Annotated in this window: 6 protein-coding genes and 1 pseudogene; all 7 read left to right on the top strand. The window is 67.0% G+C overall.

Annotated elements, in window-relative coordinates; genetic code table 11:
* Positions 1-500 precede the first annotated feature (500 nt).
* Positions 501-3,935: a maltotransferase domain-containing protein gene (locus ACREXZ_RS11115; RefSeq protein ID WP_431764111.1), complete on the top strand. Its 3,435-nt coding sequence runs from the start codon at positions 501-503 to the stop codon at positions 3,933-3,935.
* A complete protein-coding gene (treS, locus tag ACREXZ_RS11110) occupies positions 3,936-7,415 on the top strand; it encodes a maltose alpha-D-glucosyltransferase (RefSeq protein WP_431764110.1) in 3,480 nt (1,159 codons plus the stop codon).
* On the top strand, positions 7,408-9,633 hold the full coding sequence (gene glgB / locus ACREXZ_RS11105; protein WP_431764109.1) for a 1,4-alpha-glucan branching protein GlgB: 2,226 nt from the start codon (positions 7,408-7,410) through the stop codon (positions 9,631-9,633). The genes treS and glgB overlap by 8 nt, the downstream gene beginning before the upstream one ends.
* Before the next feature lie 137 nt (positions 9,634-9,770).
* Positions 9,771-12,044 (top strand): glycogen debranching protein GlgX, encoded by a 2,274-nt coding sequence (gene glgX, locus ACREXZ_RS11100; RefSeq protein ID WP_431764108.1) that lies wholly within the window; start codon positions 9,771-9,773, stop codon positions 12,042-12,044.
* A 46-nt stretch (positions 12,045-12,090) separates the two neighbouring features.
* A complete protein-coding gene (treZ, locus tag ACREXZ_RS11095) occupies positions 12,091-14,001 on the top strand; it encodes a malto-oligosyltrehalose trehalohydrolase (protein WP_431764107.1) in 1,911 nt (636 codons plus the stop codon).
* Positions 13,998-16,163, top strand: a complete 2,166-nt coding sequence (gene malQ / locus ACREXZ_RS11090; RefSeq protein ID WP_431764106.1) for a 4-alpha-glucanotransferase — start codon at positions 13,998-14,000, stop codon at positions 16,161-16,163. The genes treZ and malQ overlap by 4 nt, the downstream gene beginning before the upstream one ends.
* Positions 16,160-18,990, top strand: a pseudogene (gene treY, locus ACREXZ_RS11085) (malto-oligosyltrehalose synthase). The gene malQ and the pseudogene treY overlap by 4 nt, the downstream one beginning before the upstream one ends.
* Positions 18,991-18,995 lie beyond the last annotated feature (5 nt).

The raw sequence follows: 18,995 nt of genomic DNA, 5'->3' as shown, positions 1-18,995 counted from the left end.
TGCACTCCCTGACTAAACGACGCCCATTCGTCATGACGCCCCGATGACCGTCGCATGAACGCGCGCTGACATCACGCGCTTCCGCCGTTCTTCAATATCATGCACGCTCCGGTAAAACGCGCGCCGGGGTAGCGCGTTTTACCGGCGACACGCATCGAACGACGCGGCGCACCCTGACCCGCACGACCCGTCACAGCCACGGCAAGCCTCGGCCTGCACCACGACGACCACCTCGCTGGCACAACGCTTGCTGCACTGCATTCACGGCTCGGCCGTGACAGCGCGAGAGGCGCGCCCTCGCCCGCCCACACGACCGTCCCGATAAAACATTGCGGCAGAACGCACACGCGCAGCGCAGCGTCACGCTGTTTGCACTACATTGACCATAGGCGCTCGCGCTCGACGCGCGCCGCGCATCATCCGGCTCAGGTAGCCCAATGGGCGGCTGTGATCGCACTCGAGTGCATCCACGCCGCAGCAGGACGAACTGGAAACGACCGATGGAAGCTCCCCACGCGTATGCGCCGCGGATCTATTTTGTCCACGCTCCTCTTGTCGGGCCGCTCGATGCCTGGCCCGCGCAGTTCGCCCATGCGGCGGCACTCGGCTTCGATCATCTGCTGATCGGCGGGCTGTTCCAGCCGGGACGGGCCGACCATGCGCTCGTCGTCGGCGATCACGCGCGGCTGCATCCCGCGCTCGGCGCCGGCAGCACCGACACGCTACGCACACTCGCCACGCAAGCCCGCGAACACGGCCTGACGCTGCTCGCCGATCTCGCAGTCGATCGCGTCGCCGCCGACGGTGCATTGTTCGACGCGCATCCCGACTGGTTCCATCCATTCGAATCCGAAACGGCCCGGCTCGACCCGCGCCATGCGCATCGCGACGATCACGTTGCCTATCTCAATTTCGCAGGCGACGCCGCACCGCTCGTCGACTGGTGGACGCACACGCTGTTTGCGCTCGCCGATGCGGGTCTCGGTGGCTTTCGCCTCGACTCGCCGCATCGCGTGCCGGCCGCCGCGTGGCGGTCGCTGTGCGCGGCGGTGCGAGCGCGGCATCCGTCGGTGCGCTTTCTCGCCGCGACGCCGGGACTCGCGCGCGCGGACCTCGCCGCACTCGAAGGCGCAGGCTTCGACGCAGTGTTCTCGTCGGTGCGCTGGTGGGACTTCCGCGCTGCATGGATGACGGAAGAACACGCGGTGCTCGCGCGCATCGGCGCACCGGTGGCGTTTCCCGAAGCCCCGTACGGCGTGCGGCTCGCCGCCGAGTTCGCCGGTGCGCATGACGTCGCGCTCGTCGAGCGTGCGTATCGCCGCGCGCTGGCGGTCGCAACATCGACCGGCACCGGCTGGTTGATGCCGATGGGTTTCGAATACGGCGCCGCCGAACCGGTCTCGCTGACCGCGACCGCTTCCGCAAACCATGCCGCGCAATTGGCCGCGCAAGCGCGCTTCGATCTGTCCGACGCGATCGCCGCGGCCAATGCCGTGCAACGCGACACCTGGGCGCTCAACACGATCGGCGAACTGCGCGCGCTGAGCGCCCCGGGCGCACCGGTCGCGGCGCTGCTGCGCGGCGTGGCGCGCGACCTGCGCACCTCGGATGAAGCGGTGCTGATCGTCGTCAATCCCGATCTGCATGCGCCTGTGCGCGTCGATCCCGCGCGTTTCCTCGACGGCGTGCCGGGCAACTTCACGCGCTTTACGGCACTCGATGCTTCCTCTCGCGACGTGCCCCGCGCGCTGCCCGCGTTCACACTCGCACCCGGCGCATGCAGGCTGTTCGGAGCGGTGGCCGAGCCGGTCGTGCAGCTCGCGCCACCCGTCGACACGGGGCACGGCAAGGAGAGCGGCCGCAAGACCGTGGTCGACGCAGTCGCGGCGCCGCGTGTCGCGATCGAGGACGTGTCGCCCGCGGTGGACGGCGGACGCTTCCCGGTGAAGCGGATCGTCGGCGCGCGGGTCGACGTCCGTGCCGCGATCTTCGCCGAAGGTCACGACAAGATCGCGGCCGCGGTGATCTGGCGCGCCGCCGATGAAACCGCGTGGCACGAAACACCGATGGTCCCCGTGCAGCCCGCGGGCACCGACCTGTGGCAGGCCAGCATTCCGCTCGAACGCCTCGGGCGGCACGAGTTCACCGTGATCGCGTGGCGCGACGACTTCGCGTCGCTCGTCGATCACCTGCAGAAGAAGCTCAACGCCGGCCAGACGGTCGAACTCGAACTCGACGAAGCGAGCCATCTGTTCGCACTGATCCTCGCCGAAGTCGAGACCGTCGAAGGCTCGCATGCCGCGCCGCTCGCGGACATCGTGAAGCGCTTCGCGAAGGCCGACGCCGCGACGCGGCTCGACCTCGTGCTCGCGCCGTCCACTGCGCATGCGGTCGCGGCCGCGCGACACCGCCCGTTCCTGTCGCGCGACCCGGCCATCTACAAGATCGACGCCGAACGCGCGGCCGCACGGTTCGCAAGCTGGTACGAGATCTTCCCGCGCTCGATGAGCGACGATGAAAGCCGTCACGGCTCGTTCGACGACGTGATCGCGAAACTGCCGCGGATCCGCGACATGGGTTTCGACGTGCTGTACTTCCCGCCGATCCATCCGATCGGCGTCGCGAACCGCAAGGGCCGCAACAACGCACTGAATGCGCAGCCGGGCGAAGTCGGCAGTCCGTATGCGATCGGCGGTGTCGAGGGTGGCCATACGGCCGTGCATCCGCAGCTCGGCACGCTCGACGATTTCCGCGCGATGCTCGCCGCCGCGCACGAACACGGTCTCGAGATCGCGCTCGACTTCGCGATCCAGTGCTCGCCCGATCATCCGTGGCTGAAGGAACATCCGACGTGGTTCGCGTGGCGCCCCGACGGCACGCTGCGCTACGCGGAGAATCCGCCGAAGAAGTATCAGGACATCGTCAATCCCGACTTCTATGCGCACGACGCGAAGCCCGCGTTGTGGCTCGCGCTGCGCGACGTGATCCTGTTCTGGATCGACGCGGGTGTGCACATTTTCCGGGTCGACAATCCGCACACGAAGCCGCTGCCGTTCTGGGAATGGATGATCGCCGACATCCGCGCGCGTCATCCGGACACGATCTTTCTGTCCGAAGCGTTCACGCGACCGCGCTTGATGTACCGGCTCGCGAAGCTCGGCTACTCGCAGTCGTACACGTACTTCACGTGGCGCGAATCGAAGCGCGATTTCACCGATTATCTGACCGAACTCACGCAGACGCCGGTGCGCGAGTTCTTCCGGCCGAACTTCTTCGTCAATACGCCGGACATCAACCCGCGTCATCTGCAGTCGTCGGGACGTGCGGGTTTCCTGATCCGCGCGGCGCTCGCGTCGACGCTGTCGGGACTGTGGGGCGTGTATAGCGGCTTCGAACTGTGCGAAGCGAGCGCGTTGCCGAACAGCGAGGAATATCTCGACTCCGAGAAGTATCAGCTGCGCGCGTGGGACTGGAACCGGCCCGGCAACATCGTCGCGGAGATCGCGGCGCTGAACCGCATTCGCCGCGCGAATCCCGCGCTGCATTCGCATCTCGGCGTGACGTTCCTGCCCGCGCACAACGACCACATCCTGTTTTTCGAGAAGGCCACCGACGCGCGGGACAACGTGATCGTCGTCGCGATCAATCTCGATCCGTTCAACGAACAGGGCGCGGACGTCGAGTTGTCGCAGGCCACGTTCGACCGCTGGCATCTACACGATCACGGTGCGCTCGAAGTCACCGACGAAATGAGCGGCGCGCGCTTCGAGTGGCACGGCCGCTGGCAGCACGTGCGGCTCGATCCCGGCACGCGGCCGTTTTCGATCTGGCGCATCGCGCCGGTCGGCGGCCTGCCGCGCAGCGAACCGACCACCGAAGACGACGACGCGCGCGCCGATGCGGCGCCCTTCGACCATCCGAACGAGGGTGAGTAAATGGCACACGAGGCACACGAAACCCATGATGCGAACGAAGCGCGAGCCGACGACGTCGACGAACGCGAGACGCACGCATCGACGTCGTCGCAGCACGCACACGCAGATGGCACGAAACCCCGCACCGGCCGCCGCGGCAAACCATCGCTGCTCGGCGACGACCCGCTCTGGTACAAGGACGCGATCATCTATCAGGTGCACGTGAAGTCGTTCTTCGACGCGAACAACGACGGTGTCGGCGATTTCCCCGGTCTGCTTGCGAAGCTCGACTACATCGCGGAACTCGGCGTCAACGTGGTCTGGCTGCTGCCGTTCTATCCGTCGCCGCGCCGCGACGACGGCTACGACATCGCCGATTATCGCGGCGTGCATTCGGACTACGGCCAGCTCGCCGACGTGCGTCACTTCATCCAGGAAGCGCACGCGCGTGGCATCCGCGTGATCACCGAGCTTGTGATCAATCACACGTCGGATCAGCACCCGTGGTTCCAGCGCGCGCGCCGCGCGAAGCCCGGTTCGAATCACCGCAATTACTACGTGTGGTCCGACACGGACAAGAAGTACCTGGAGACGCGCATCATCTTCATCGACACCGAGCCGTCGAACTGGACCCACGACCCGGTCGCGGGCGCGTACTACTGGCACCGCTTCTATTCGCACCAGCCGGACTTGAACTTCGACAACCCGTCGGTGCTGCGCGAAGTGCTGCAGGTGATGCGCTTCTGGCTCGACATGGGTATCGACGGGCTGCGACTCGACGCGGTGCCCTACCTCGTCGAGCGTGAAGGGACGAACAACGAGAACCTGCCGGAGACGCACGCGGTGCTGAAGAAAATCCGCGCGACGATCGACGCCGAGTATCCGAACCGGATGCTGCTCGCCGAAGCGAACCAGTGGCCGGAAGACGTGCAGGAATACTTCGGCAACGAAGACGAATGCCACATGGCGTTCCACTTCCCGCTGATGCCGCGGATCTACATGGCGATCGCGAGCGAGGACCGCTTTCCGATCATCGACATCATGAAGCAGACGCCGGACCTGCTGCCGACTTGCCAATGGGCGATCTTCCTGCGCAACCACGACGAACTGACGCTCGAGATGGTCACCGATTCCGAGCGCGACTATCTGTGGAACACCTATGCAAGCGACCGTCGCGCGCGGCTGAATCTCGGCATCCGCCGTCGTCTCGCGCCGCTGATGGAACGCGACCGTCGCCGTATCGAGCTGATCAATTCGCTGCTGCTGTCGATGCCCGGCACGCCGGTGATCTACTACGGCGACGAACTCGGTATGGGCGACAACATCCACCTCGGTGACCGCGACGGCGTGCGCACGCCGATGCAATGGTCGTCGGACCGCAACGGGGGTTTCTCTCGTGCCGATCCAGAACAACTCGTGCTGCCGCCGGTGATGGGTTCGCTATATGGCTTCGATGCGGTGAACGTCGAAGCGCAGAGCCGCGATCCGCATTCGCTGCTGAACTGGACCCGTCGCATGCTCGCGACCCGCCGCGCGAAGCACGCATTCGGACGCGGCAGCATCCGCTTCCTGCGGCCGGACAATCGCAAGATTCTCGCGTACCTGCGCGAAATGCCTGGCGAAGCGCCGATTCTTTGCGTCGCGAATCTGTCGCGTGCACCGCAGGCCGTCGAACTCGATCTGTCCGAATTCGCCGGCGCGGTGCCGATCGAGATGACCGCCGATTCCGTGTTCCCACCGATCGGCCAGCTCACCTATCTGCTGACCTTCCCGCCGTATGGCTTCCTGTGGTTCCTGCTCTGCGAAGGCGGTGCGCGGCCCACATGGAGCCAGCCGGTGTCCGAGCCGTTGCCCGAGTTCGTCACGATCGTGATCCGCGAAGGCCAGGTCGGACCGACGCCGGAAAACGTCCGGCTGCTCGAATCCGAGGTGCTGCCGTCGTGGTTGAAACGACGTCGCTGGTTCGCGTCGAAGGACCAGAAGCTCAACGCGGTGCGCCTCGCCGCGCTGACAACGATCCCGAACGGCGGCTTCGCGTTCACCGAGATCGAAGCCGACGCCGGCGATCACACCGAGCGCTACGTCGTGCCGATCGCGATCACCTGGGGCGCCGACACGACCACGCCGCTGTTCATGCAGCTCGCGCTCGCGCGCGTGCGCCGCAACCGCACCGTCGGCCATCTGACGGATGCATTCTCGCTGCCGCTGTTCGCGCACGGCGTGCTGCGCAAGCTGCGCGAACGCGCGGTGGTGCCGACCGTGCAGAAGAGCGAGATCCATTTCGTGCCGACCGGCCGCTTCGACGAACTCGACCTTGGTGAACGCCCGGAGATCCGCTGGCTCGCGGCCGAGCAGAGCAACAGCTCGCTCGTGATCGCCGACGTCGCGGTGCTGAAGCTCGTGCGGCGTCTGCTCGACGGCATCCATCCGGAAGCGGAAATGAGCCGCTATCTGACCCAGCTCGGCTACGCGAACACCGCGCCGCTGTATGGCGAAGTGGTGCGCGTCGATCCGGCAGGCATACCGCACACGCTCGCGATTCTGCAGGGCTTCATCGACAATCAGGGCGACGCGTGGAACTGGGCACTCGACAATCTGCGCCGCTCGATCGACGAACTCGCGCTTGCAGTCGAATCGACCGATGACGAACGCGAACGCGCGCGCGCAAATGAAGAAGAAGCGATCGAAGGCTATGCGACGCTCGCGGGCGTGATCGGCAAACGGCTCGGCGAACTGCACGTCGCGCTCGCATCGCCGTCCGACGACCCCGCGTTCGCGCCCGAACCTGCGGACGCGAAGCAGATCCGCGCATGGATCGACGGCACGCAGACGATGCTCGCCGCCGCGCTCGACGTGCTTGCACGGCAACTCGATCAACTCACCGGCGACACGCTCGATCTCGCGCGCAGTCTGCTCGACCGGCGCGCGCGACTGACCGATACCGTCGCGCACCTGGTCGCGCCCGATGCAGTTGCGCTGCGTACCCGCATTCATGGGGACTTCCATCTGGGCCAGGTGCTCGTCGCGCAGGGCGACGCGTTCCTGATCGACTTCGAAGGCGAGCCCGCGCGGCCGCTCGAAGAACGGCGGTTGAAGTCGAGTCCATTGCGCGACGTCGCGGGGCTGCTGCGCTCGTTGTCTTATGCAAGCGCGGCCGCACAGTCCACCACGGAGAACGCACCGCAGCAGACCGCCGATCGCAAGCGCGCGCTGTTCGAGCGCTTCCGCGCCGGTGCGGCCGAACGCTTTCTCGGCCAGTACCGCAGCGCGACCGTGGCCGCGCCGCAGCCACTCGTTGCCGCGACCAGCGAACAGCCGCTGCTCGATCTGTTCCTGATCGAGAAGGCCGCGTATGAAATCCGCTATGAAGCGGCCAACCGGCCGACGTGGATCGGCCTGCCGGTGCGCGGTCTCGCTGCGCTCACGAGCCGGCTGCTCGGCGATACAGGCACGCCGCCCGCGTCTTCCGATGTGGCTGGCGTGGAGAACGACCATGACTGAGCGCGCGGATCTCTCTGCTGCCACCACCGGTTTGCATCCGCTCGAGATCGACGCGCTCGTCGAGGCGCGTCATCCCGATCCGTTCTCGCTGCTCGGGCCGCATCGTACGGACGCTGGCCCGGTCGTGCGTGTGATGCTGCCGAATGCGGCGCACGTCGCGGTCGTCGCTCGCGCGGACGGCAAGCCGCTCGGCGACCTGCCACTGATTCATCCCGCCGGCCTGTTCGCGGGCCCGATCGCCGACGACGTGCCATACCGGCTGCAGATCGACTGGCACGGCACCCCGCAGGAAGTCGAAGACGCCTACGCGTTTCCGCCGGTGCTGCCCGACGAGCCGCTGTCTCGCGTCGCGCATGGCGATCCATACGCGGTGCTCGAATGCCTCGGCTCGCGGCCGACGACTGTCGAGGGTGTGGCTGGCGTGCGCTTCGCGGTATGGGCACCGAACGCGCGGCGCGTGTCGGTGGTCGGCGACTTCAATGCGTGGGACGGCCGGCGGCATCCGATGCGCATCCGCCACGACGCCGGCGTATGGGAACTGTTCGTGCCGCGCCTCACAGCAGGCACACGCTACAAGTACGAGATCGTCGCGCACGACGGCCACACGCTGCCGCTAAAGGCAGACCCGTGCGCGATGCAGACCGAGCGGCCACCCGCGACCGCATCGGTCGTCGCGGACGTCGACGCAATCGAGCGCTTCGCGTGGAGCGACGCCGAATGGATGGGTTCGCGCGACGACCGGCACACCGAACGCCAGCCGCTCTCGATCTACGAGGTCCACCCCGAATCGTGGCTGCGCGTCGACGAGGAAGGTCGCCGCAATCTGAACTGGGACGAACTCGCCGAGCGGCTGATTCCGTACGCGAAGGAAATGGGCTTCACGCACGTCGAATTTCTGCCGATCGCCGAGCATCCGTTCGGCGGCTCGTGGGGCTATCAGCCGCTCGCGCAGTTCGCGCCGTCCGCGCGTTTCGGCGCGCCACAGCAGTTCGCCGCGTTCGTCGACCGCGCGCACGCGGTGGGGCTCGGTGTGATTCTCGACTGGGTGCCCGCGCATTTTCCGAACGACGCGCACGGGCTGATCGAATTCGACGGCACGCCGCTCTACGAGCATGCGGACCCGCGCGAAGGCTATCACCAGGACTGGAACACGATGATCTACAACCTCGGCCGCAACGAGGTCGGCGCGTTCCTGATCGCGTCGGCGCTCGCGTGGCTGATGCGCTATCACGTCGACGGGCTACGCGTCGACGCGGTTGCGTCGATGCTGTACCGCGACTATTCGCGCGCGGCCGGCGAGTGGGTGCCGAATATCTACGGCGGTCGCGAAAATCTCGAATCGATCGCATTCCTGAAACGCCTGAATCACGAGGTCGCGTATGTGCCAAACGCGCGCGGCGCGCTGATGATCGCGGAGGAATCGACTGCGTGGCCCGGCGTCACCGCGCGCATCGAGGACGGCGGGCTCGGCTTCCACTTCAAGTGGAACATGGGCTGGATGCACGACACGCTGCACTACATGCACGAAGACCCGATCCATCGCCGCTACCACCATCACACCATGACGTTCGGGATGGTCTATGCGTACTCCGAGCGCTTCGTGCTGCCGCTGTCGCACGACGAGGTCGTGCATGGCAAGGGGTCGCTGCTCGGCAAGATGCCCGGCGACCGCTGGCAACGCTTCGCGAATCTGCGCGCGTACTTCGGCTTCATGTGGACGCACCCCGGCAAGAAGCTGCTGTTCATGGGCGGCGAATTCGGTCAGATGGCGGAATTCGATCACGACGGCTCGCCGCACTGGCATCTGCTCGACGATCCGCTGCATCACGGCGTGCAGCACCTGGTGCGCGACCTGAACCGGCTGTATGCGGAAGAGCCGGCGCTCCACGCACTCGACAGCGAGCCGGGCGGCTTCGAATGGCTGATCGGCGACGACGCCGACAACAGCGTGTTCGCGTACCGGCGTCTCGACGGCCAGGGCCGCGAAGTGGTCGCGGTCTGCAACTTCACGCCGGTGCCACGCCACGGCTACCGGCTCGGCATGCCGCGCGCGGGGCGCTGGGTCGAAGTGCTGAACACGGACGCAAGTCTCTATGGCGGATCGAATGTCGGCAACAGCGGGTTGATCCATACCGACGACATCGCGAGCCACGGCAAGCCGCAGTCCGCTGCACTGATCCTGCCGCCGCTCGCGACGATCGTGCTGCGCGCGGATTGATGCAGCTGGCTCGCGGGCTGGCTCAATGAAGAACGCGGCAGGTTCAGCCGCATGACGGCGAAACAACGCGCACCGCAAGGCGCGTGCAACACGACAGGGCGGACATCGCACCCATGAGAAAAACAGGAACGGGATTCATGTCGCACGTACTGCCCGACCGTCTCGCGCCGGGCTCGCCCTATCCGCTCGGTGCAAGCTGGGACGGACTCGGCGTGAACTTCGCAGTGTTTTCGGCAAACGCACAGAAGATCGAACTGTGCCTGTTCGATCCGACCGGCCGCAAGGAACTCGCGCGTCTGCCACTGCCTGAATGTACCGACGAAATCTGGCACGGCTACCTGCCGTACGCGCATCCGGGCACCGTCTACGGCTTTCGCGCGCATGGGCCGTATCAGCCGCAGCACGGTCATCGCTTCAATCCGCACAAGCTGCTGCTCGATCCGTACGCGCGCAAACTGGTCGGGCAATTCCGCTGGTCCGATGCGCTGTTCAGTTATCGCGTGCATTCGAACCGCGTCGACCTGTCGATCGACCGGCGCGACTCCGCGCCGGCGATGCCGAAATGCGTCGTCGTCGACGAAGCGTTCGACTGGTCCCACGACTCGCGGCCAAACGTGCCGTGGGGCGAGACGGTGATCTACGAGACGCACGTACGCGGCGCGTCGATGCTGCGGCGCGACCTGCGTGCGCACGAACGCGGCACGTTTTCGGCGCTCGCTTCGCCGGAATTCATCGACCATCTGTGTACGCTCGGCGTGACCGCCGTCGAACTGCTGCCGGTGCATGCGTTCCTGAACGACCGCTTTCTCGTCGAGCGCGATCTGCGCAACTACTGGGGCTACAACACCGCCGCGTTCTTCGCGCCCGATCCGTCGTACCTGTCCGCGCACCGGCTCGACGAAATGCGCATCGCGGTACGCCAGCTGCACGCGGCGGGCATCGAAGTGATTCTCGACGTCGTGTACAACCACACCTGCGAAGGCAACGAGATGGGGCCGACCGTGTCGTGGCGCGGCCTCGACAACGCAAGCTACTACCGGCTGATTCCCGGCGACGAGCGTCATCACATCAACGACACCGGCTGCGGCAACACGCTGAACCTCACGCATCCGCGCGTGCTGCAGATGGTCACCGATTCGCTGCGCTACTGGTCGACGGCGTTCAACATCGATGGTTTCCGTTTCGATCTCGGCGTGACGCTCGGCCGCGAGCAAGGCGGCTTCGATCCGGGCTCCGGTTTCTTCGACGCGTTGCGCCAGGACCCGGTGCTCTCGCAGCGCAAGCTGATCTCCGAGCCGTGGGACATTGGGCCGGGTGGCTATCAGCTCGGCAATCATCCGCCGGGTTTCGGCGAATGGAACGACCGCTTCCGCGACACGGTGCGCCGCTTCTGGCGCGGCGACGCGGGTCTTCGGCCGGATCTCGCCGCACGCCTCACCGGCTCGGCCGATCTGTTCAACCGGCGGCATCGGCGGCCGTGGGCGTCGGTGAACTTCGTCGCGTCGCACGACGGCTACACGCTCGCCGATCTCGTCGCGTACGAGCAGAAGCACAACGAGATCAACGGCGAGAACAACAACGACGGCCACAACGAAAACTGCAGTTCGAACTGGGGCGTCGAAGGACCGACCGACGACCCCGCGATCCTCGCGACGCGCGAACGGGTCGCGCGTTCGCTGCTCGCGACGCTGTTCGTCGCGCTCGGCACGCCGATGCTGCTTGCCGGCGACGAAGGCGGCCGCACGCAGCGCGGCAACAACAACGCGTATTGCCAGGACAACGAGATTTCGTGGATCGACTGGGTACGCGCGGCGAGTGAAGACGGCCGCAGGATGACCGCGTTCGTCGCGCAGTTGATCGCGCTGCGCAGGCGGCATCCGCTGCTGCGCGAAACGCGCTTTCTGTTCGGCGATCGCGAGGCGCTGCCCGGTGTACCCGACGTCGGCTGGTTCGACGAACGCGGCGAACCGCTGTCCACCGATGCATGGCAGGACTCCGAAGGCCGCGCACTGACGCTGCGGCGCGCGGGTCCGGGCCCGGATGGCGAAACCGAAGTATTGTTGATGATGCTGAACGCGTCGGGCGGGGCGCTAACGTTCACGCCACCACCGCAATCGCAGCAGCTGGAATGGCACGTGCTGCTCGATACGGCACAGCCCGATGAGGCACCGTATGCGCTTGCTGGCGCCCAGGTGGAAGTGGCCGCGCACGGTTTCGTGCTGCTGGCGGCGCAGCCGTCCGGTGCAGCCGACTGGCACGCGGGCTGGCGCGCGCACGAGCGGGTGCTGAGCTCGCCGTCGCCGCTCGCGATGGACGATATGGGGCCGCCGGAAGCCAGACCCGAGCGCGGTCCCGGCGCTGTCGATGCGGGCCCCGACGAAGACCTGGACGACGGCGCGGCGCACGAGTGACGTACATGAGTGACGTGCAATGCACCCAACCGAATGGTGATGAATCATGTCCGAACATCCGATCGATCCGCATGCGCATCATCATGCGCATTGCCTGCCGTTCGGCGCGCAGCTGATCGGCGCGTCGTGTGCGAAGCCGCGCACGCGCTTCCGCTTCTGGGCGCCGTCGTGCGATGCGGTGCAGGTGCGGATCGAAAGCGGCGGGCAGGCGGATGCGCTCGACATGACGTCGACGGGCGGTGGCTGGTTCGAAGCCGAAGTGCCGTGCGGCGTCGGGACGTTGTATCGATTCCGGCTGGACAGCGGACTCACCGTGCCCGATCCCGCGTCGCGTTTTCAACCTCAGGACGTGCACGGCCCGAGCGAAGTGATCGATCCGCGCGCGTACACGTGGCAGCACACGCGCTGGCACGGTCGGCCGTGGGAGGAAACGGTGCTCTACGAGGTACACGTGGGCGCGCTCGGCGGGTATGACGGCGTCGCGAAGCGGTTGCCTGCGCTGGCCGCGCTCGGCGTCACCGCAATCGAGCTGATGCCGCTCAACGATTTTCCCGGCGCGCGCAACTGGGGCTACGACGGCGTGCTGCCGTACGCGCCCGACTCCGCCTACGGCCGTCCCGACGATCTCAAGGCGCTGATCGACACCGCGCACGGCCTCGGACTCGCGGTGCTGCTCGACGTCGTGTACAACCACTTCGGACCGGACGGCAACTATCTGCATCAATACGCGAAGGCGTTCTTCCGCGAAGGCTCGCACACGCCGTGGGGACCCGCGATCGATTTCGAGCGCACCGAAGTGCGTGAATTCTTCATCGACAACGCGATCTACTGGCTCGACGAATATCGTTTCGACGGGCTGCGCATCGACGCCGTGCATGCAATCGCGAACGACGGCTGGCTGCGCGAACTGGCCGACACGATCCGCGCGAAGATGCAGCACGGCCGGCACGTGTATCTGGTGCTCGAGAATGAGCGCAACACCGCAAGCCTGCTCGACGAGCACTTCGACGCGCAGTGGAACGACGATGCGCACAACACGCTGCACGTGCTGCTGACCGGCGAACACGAGGGCTACTATCGCGCGTTCGCGGAGCAGCCGATCCAGAAGCTCGCGCGGGTGCTCGGTGAAGGGTTTGCGTATCAGGGCGAAGCGTCGCCGATTCACGACGGCGAGCCGCGCGGCGAAGCGAGCGCGCAGTTGCCGCCGACGTCGTTCGTGATGTTTCTGCAGAACCACGATCAGATCGGCAACCGTGCGCTCGGCGAGCGGTTGCGGACGCTTTGCCCGGATGACGCGCTGCGCGCGGCGACCGCGTTGCTGCTGCTGTCGCCACAGATTCCGCTGCTGTTCATGGACGAAGAGCACGGCTCCCAGCAGCCGTTCCTGTTCTTCACCGACTACACCGGCGATCTCGCCGACGCGGTGCGCGAAGGACGGCGCCGCGAATTCGCGCGCTTCTCCGCGTTCAGTGATGAAAGCCGGCGCGCGCAGATTCCCGATCCGAACGATCCACGGACGTTTGCGGCGTCGTCGCCTCCGTCTGACGCTTCCAAAGCGCCCGACGAAGCCGACCGCCGCGAATGGCTCCACTTCTACCAGTCGGCGCTGACCGTGCGCGCGAAGCTGATCGCGCCGCGGCTCGCGCACGCGAAGGCACTCGGCGCAAGCGTGCTCGCCACGACCACTGGAGAAGACGCGGACGCGCTCGTCGCGCGCTGGCGGCTCGGCGATGGGCAGACGCTGTCGATCGCGCTGAATCTCTCGCGCGACGCGGTGCCGTTGCCCGTCGTGCCCGACGGCAAGATCGTGTTCGAAACGCCGCCGCGCGCACGCGATCGCGCCGACGCGCACGAGTTGCCCGCGTATGCGTGCATCGCGTGGCTGACTGGCGACGTCAGCGATTACGCGCTGCATCACGACGCCCGCATCGTCACGCATCCGGGGCAGCGCACATGAACTCGACGCGACGCTCCAGCGATACGATCGACAGCCTCGCTTCGCGCGCCGGCTTCGAGGTCGAATGGTTCGACGCGCATGGCGCGACGCAGCGCGTGCCCGACGCGACGCTCGCCGTGCTGCTCGAACGCATGGGGTTGCCGTGCGGCAACGCGACGCAGATCCGCCAGAGCGCCGCGGCGATCGACGGCGAGTTGTCCGGCCGTCGCCTGCCGCCGCTGATAACCGCCGAATACGAACGCGCGATCGCGCTGCCCGCGTCATCGATCCGATCGGGCAGCCGCTACCGGATCGAGCTGGAGAGCGGCGCGCTGATCGACGGTCGCTTCACCGCGCCGAAGGGCGAACCCGCATTGCTGTCGCCGATCGGCGAAGCGGGCTATCACACGCTCGTGATCAACGAGCAGCGCGTGACGCTCGCGGTCGCGCCGCCGCGCTGCTACACGGTCGCGGATGCGTGGCAAACGCTGCACGGCACCGGTACGCAACCGCCGCCGCTGTGGGGCATCGGTGCGCAGTTGTATGGGCTGCGGCGTACTGGGGACGGCGGCATCGGCGACTATTCGGCGCTCGCGGCACTCGCCATCGACAGCGCGAAGCACGGTGCGCACGCGCTCGCCGTGAGTCCGACGCACGCGATGTTCAGTGCGGCGCCGAACACGTTCAGCCCGTATTCGCCGTCGTCGCGGTTGTGGCTGAACATCGCGCACATCGATCCGGCCGCCGTGTTCGGCAGCGACGCGGCCCGCGCGGCGATCGACACGGCCGGCGTCGCCGATACGTGGCAGCAACTGGAGCAACTGCCGCTGATCGACTGGCCGCACGCGGTGCCGATGAAGCTCGCGGTGCTGCGCGTACTGTTCGAGCGGTTTCGTACACATGACATCGCGCAGCAGACGCCGCGCGCGCTCGAATTTCACGGTTTCTGCGAACGCGGCGGCCGTGCGCTCGAAGACCACGCGCGTTTCGAGGCGCTGCACGCGGAGCAAATCGCGCAGCATGGCGAAGGTCATTGGCGTAACTGGTCCGATGCGTTACGCGATCCTCGCAGCGCCGAGGTGGATGCGTTCGCCGACTCGCATCGCGACGAGATCACGTTCCATCTGTTCCTGCAATGGCTCGCGGCGAAGGGCCTGTCGCATGCGCAGCACGCGGCGCGCGACGCCGGCATGTCGATTGGCCTGATCGCGGATCTCGCGGTGGGCTGCGACAGCGGCGGCAGCCATGCATGGTCGTATTGCGACGAGATGCTGCAAGGGGTATCGGTGGGCGCGCCGCCGGACCTGTTCAATCAGGCGGGCCAGGCGTGGGGACTCACGACGTTCTCGCCGCGCGCGATGCGCAACCAGGGCTTCGCCGCGTTCATCGACATGCTGCGCGCCGCGTTCGCGCACGCCGGCGGCATCCGCATCGATCACATTCTCGGGCTGCGGCGTCTGTGGCTCGTGCCTGAAGGTGCACAAGCGAAGGACGGCGCGTATCTGCGTTACCCACTCGACGATCTGCTGCGGCTGATCGCGCTCGAATCGTGGCGGCATCGCGCGATCGTGATCGGTGAAGACCTCGGCACGGTGCCGTCGGGTTTTCGCGAACGGCTGACCGAGCACGGGCTCGCCGGCATCCGCGTGCTGTGGTTCGAGAACGGCGAATACGGTTACGGTTTCAAGGCGCCGCGCGACTGGGATGCAAACGCGCTCGCGACGACCACCACGCACGATCTGCCGACCGTCACCGGCTGGTGGCGCGGCGAAGATATCGAATGGCGCAACCGGATCGGCCAGACGCTGCCGCGCGCCGATGGCCGCGACCCGGTGCAGCTTGCGCTCGCCGAGCGCGCGGCGCAGCGCGACACGTTGTGGGCCGCGTTCCAGCACGCCGGTGTCGCCGCGCGAGATGTGCCCCCGCCGCCACAGCACGAGGCGCCGGTCGACGAAGCGCTCGCGTTCGTCGCCGCGACGCCCGCGCCACTCGTCGCGTATCCGCTCGAGGACCTGCTCGCGCTCGCCGACCAGCCGAACCTGCCGGGCTCGATCGACGAGCATCCGAACTGGCGCCGCCGTCTCGCACTTCCAGTCGATGCGCTGTTCGAGGACCCGGCGTTCCGCGACCGGTTGCTGGCGGTCGACCGCGCGCGCGGCGCTTCTTCCACCGACACGCCATGAACGGCCCCCGCTCCACGTACAGATTGCAGTTCCATCGGAACTTCACGTTCGATGATGCGCTTGCGCAGTTCGACTATTTCGCCGCGCTCGGCGTGAGCCATCTGTACGCGTCGCCCGTCACGACTGCGCAACCCGGCTCGATGCACGGCTACGACACCGTCGACTACGCGACGGTCAGCGTCGAGTGCGGCGGCGAGGCGGCGAGGCGGCGCTCAAGCGGCTTGCGGACGCACTGCATGCGCGCGGGATGGGACTCGTCGTCGACGTGGTGCCGAACCATATGGGCGTCGGCGGCGCACATAACGCGTGGTGGCTCGATATCCTCGAATGGGGGCGGCACAGCGCGTACGCGCGGCATTTCGACGTGGACTGGCATTCGCCAGACCCGGCGCTGCGCGGCAAGGTGCTGGTGCCGTTTCTCGGTGCGCCGTACGGCGACGAGTTGAACGCCGGCCGGATTGCACTGCGCTTCGCGGCAGATAGCGGACGCTTCGAGATCGTGTATGGCGAGCACGTATGCCCGGTGTGCCCGGTCGATTACGCGACGATCCTGCAGGCCGCGGACCGCGCGGACCTGAACGCGCTCGCCGCACCGTTCTCAAGCCTGACGACGCAACCCGCCGATCATCCGCGTGCCGCCGCCGCACGCGATACGCTGCGTGAGTTCGCCGCGCAGAACGGCGCGAGTGCGTTCGATGTCGTGCTCGCTGCATATTCGCCAGATGCACCTGATACGCACGACCGTCTGCACCGGCTGCTCGAGCGCCAGCATTTTCGCCTCGCGTGGTGGCGCACCGCGTCTGACGAGGTGAACTGGCGGCGCTTCTTCGACATCGGTGCGCTTGCTGGCGTGCGCGTCGAACGGCCTGACGTGTTCGAAGCGGTACACGCGCTGATGTTCCGGCTGTATGCGGAAAGAACGATCGACGGCCTGCGCATCGATCACGTCGACGGGCTCGCGGAGCCGCGCGAATATTGCCAGCGTCTGCGCCAGCGGTTGACCGAGTTGCGCGAAGGCGTGCCGTATCTGGTGGTCGAAAAGATTCTCGCCCGCGGCGAGGCGCTGCGCGACGACTGGCCCGTCGACGGGACGACCGGTTACGACTTCATGAACGACGTGGGCGCGCTGCTGCACGATCCGGCCGGCGCGGAACCGCTCGCCGCGGCATGGGCCGACCTGAGCGGCCGCAGCGCCGCGTTCGCCGACGAAGCGCTCGCCGCGCGACGCAAGATGCTCGCGGAGAACCTGTCAGCGGAACTGGACCGCAGCGCGCGCGCGCTGCATCGGATCGCGCGCGAAACGACGGAGACGCGCGACTTCACGTACACCGCGATCCGCCGCGTGCTCGCGGAACTGGTCGTGCATTTCCCGGTTTATCGCGTGTATCCGCTGAACGGTCTGCGCAGCGACGACGACAACGTGTACTTCGACGCCGCGCTCGAAGCGACGAAGCGCGCGCTACCGCTGTCGGATCATGCGGTGCTCGAGCGGGTAGACGCGTGGCTCGGGCGAAGTGGGCCCGATGCGGTGGACAGCGCCCCGCTCGCGCAGCCGAATCCTCATGCGGGCGTATCGCGACGCACCGCGCAAACGGCGTTCTCGCACCTCACCGCGCCGGTGGCCGCGAAGGCGATCGAGGACACGGCCTGCTATCGCTATGGACGACTGCTGTCGCGCAACGAGGTCGGCGCGGATCCGGGTGAGTTCGCGTTGAGCGTCGGGCAATTCCATGCGACGAATCTCGAACGTGCGCGCCGCTTTCCACGTGCGCTGATCACCACCGCGACGCACGATCACAAGCGCGGCGAAGACGTGCGCGCGCGGCTCGCGGTGCTGAGCGAAATCGCGGACGACTGGAGCGCGCTGCTGCGCAGCTGGTCGACGCTGAACACGCCGCACCGGCGCGCGGTGACCACGGGTGACGACTGGGCGCCGGGGGCCGCTGCGGAGGCGATGCTGTATCAGACGCTCGTCGGCTGCTGGCCGCTCGATCTTGCGCCCGACGATGAAACCGGCGTGAAAGCGCTCGCGGAGCGCGTCGCGCAATGGCAACTGAAGGCGTTGCGCGAAGCGAAACTGCGCACGTCGTGGCTCGCCCCCGATGAAGCGTACGAGCAGGCGTGCCGTGATTTCCTGTTCGATATCGTCGCGCCGCAGCGACGCGACGGCTTCCTGCGCGAACTGTCGGCGTTCGTCGAGCGGATCGCGCGTGCGGGTGCGATCAACGGTCTGCAGCAAACGATGCTGCGGCTCGCGTCGCCGGGCGTGCCCGATCTGTACCAGGGCACCGAGTTGTGGGACTTCAGTCTGGTCGATCCGGACAACCGGAGGCCAGTCGATTTTGCGCAGCGGCATGCGTGGCTCGTTGAATCCGCCGGAGCCCCGCCGTCGACGTATCTCGACGACTGGCGCAGCGGACGCGTGAAGCTCGCGGTCGTGCAACGCGGCCTCGCGTTGCGTTCGCATCTGCCGGCGCTGCTTGGCGAAGGCGCGTATCTGCCGCTCGATGTCGAGGGCGAGCATGCCGCGCACGCGATCGCGTTCGCGCGGCGGTATGGCAATGCGTGGGCGGTGATCGTTGCGACGCGGCTTGCTATGCCGCTGCTCGATGAGCACGGCGCGCACGACGGCGTGCCGTGCGTCGATGCGGCCGCGTGGGGTGATGCCGCGGTTGTCTTGCCGAACGATCTCGCGTCGCGTGCTTTGTTCGACTGGTTGAGTCCGGCTGCGCCGAAGGTCGATGAGAACGGCAGGCTCTATCTGCGCGAGGTGCTCGCGGCGCTGCCGGTTGCGATGCTTGTCGAGGATGGGGTGCCGCGGGCTTGACGGGC

Source organism: Paraburkholderia sp. (assembly GCF_050742655.1).
Lineage (GTDB): Bacteria > Pseudomonadota > Gammaproteobacteria > Burkholderiales > Burkholderiaceae > Paraburkholderia.
This window is presented reverse-complemented; position numbering and strand designations above follow the sequence as displayed.

Coding starts and splice junctions, on each gene's coding strand:
- ACREXZ_RS11115 (WP_431764111.1), top strand. CDS start 501: ATGGAAGCTCCCCACGCGTATGCGCCGCGGATCTATTTTGTCCACGCT.
- treS (WP_431764110.1), top strand. CDS start 3,936: ATGGCACACGAGGCACACGAAACCCATGATGCGAACGAAGCGCGAGCC.
- glgB (WP_431764109.1), top strand. CDS start 7,408: ATGACTGAGCGCGCGGATCTCTCTGCTGCCACCACCGGTTTGCATCCG.
- glgX (WP_431764108.1), top strand. CDS start 9,771: ATGTCGCACGTACTGCCCGACCGTCTCGCGCCGGGCTCGCCCTATCCG.
- treZ (WP_431764107.1), top strand. CDS start 12,091: ATGTCCGAACATCCGATCGATCCGCATGCGCATCATCATGCGCATTGC.
- malQ (WP_431764106.1), top strand. CDS start 13,998: ATGAACTCGACGCGACGCTCCAGCGATACGATCGACAGCCTCGCTTCG.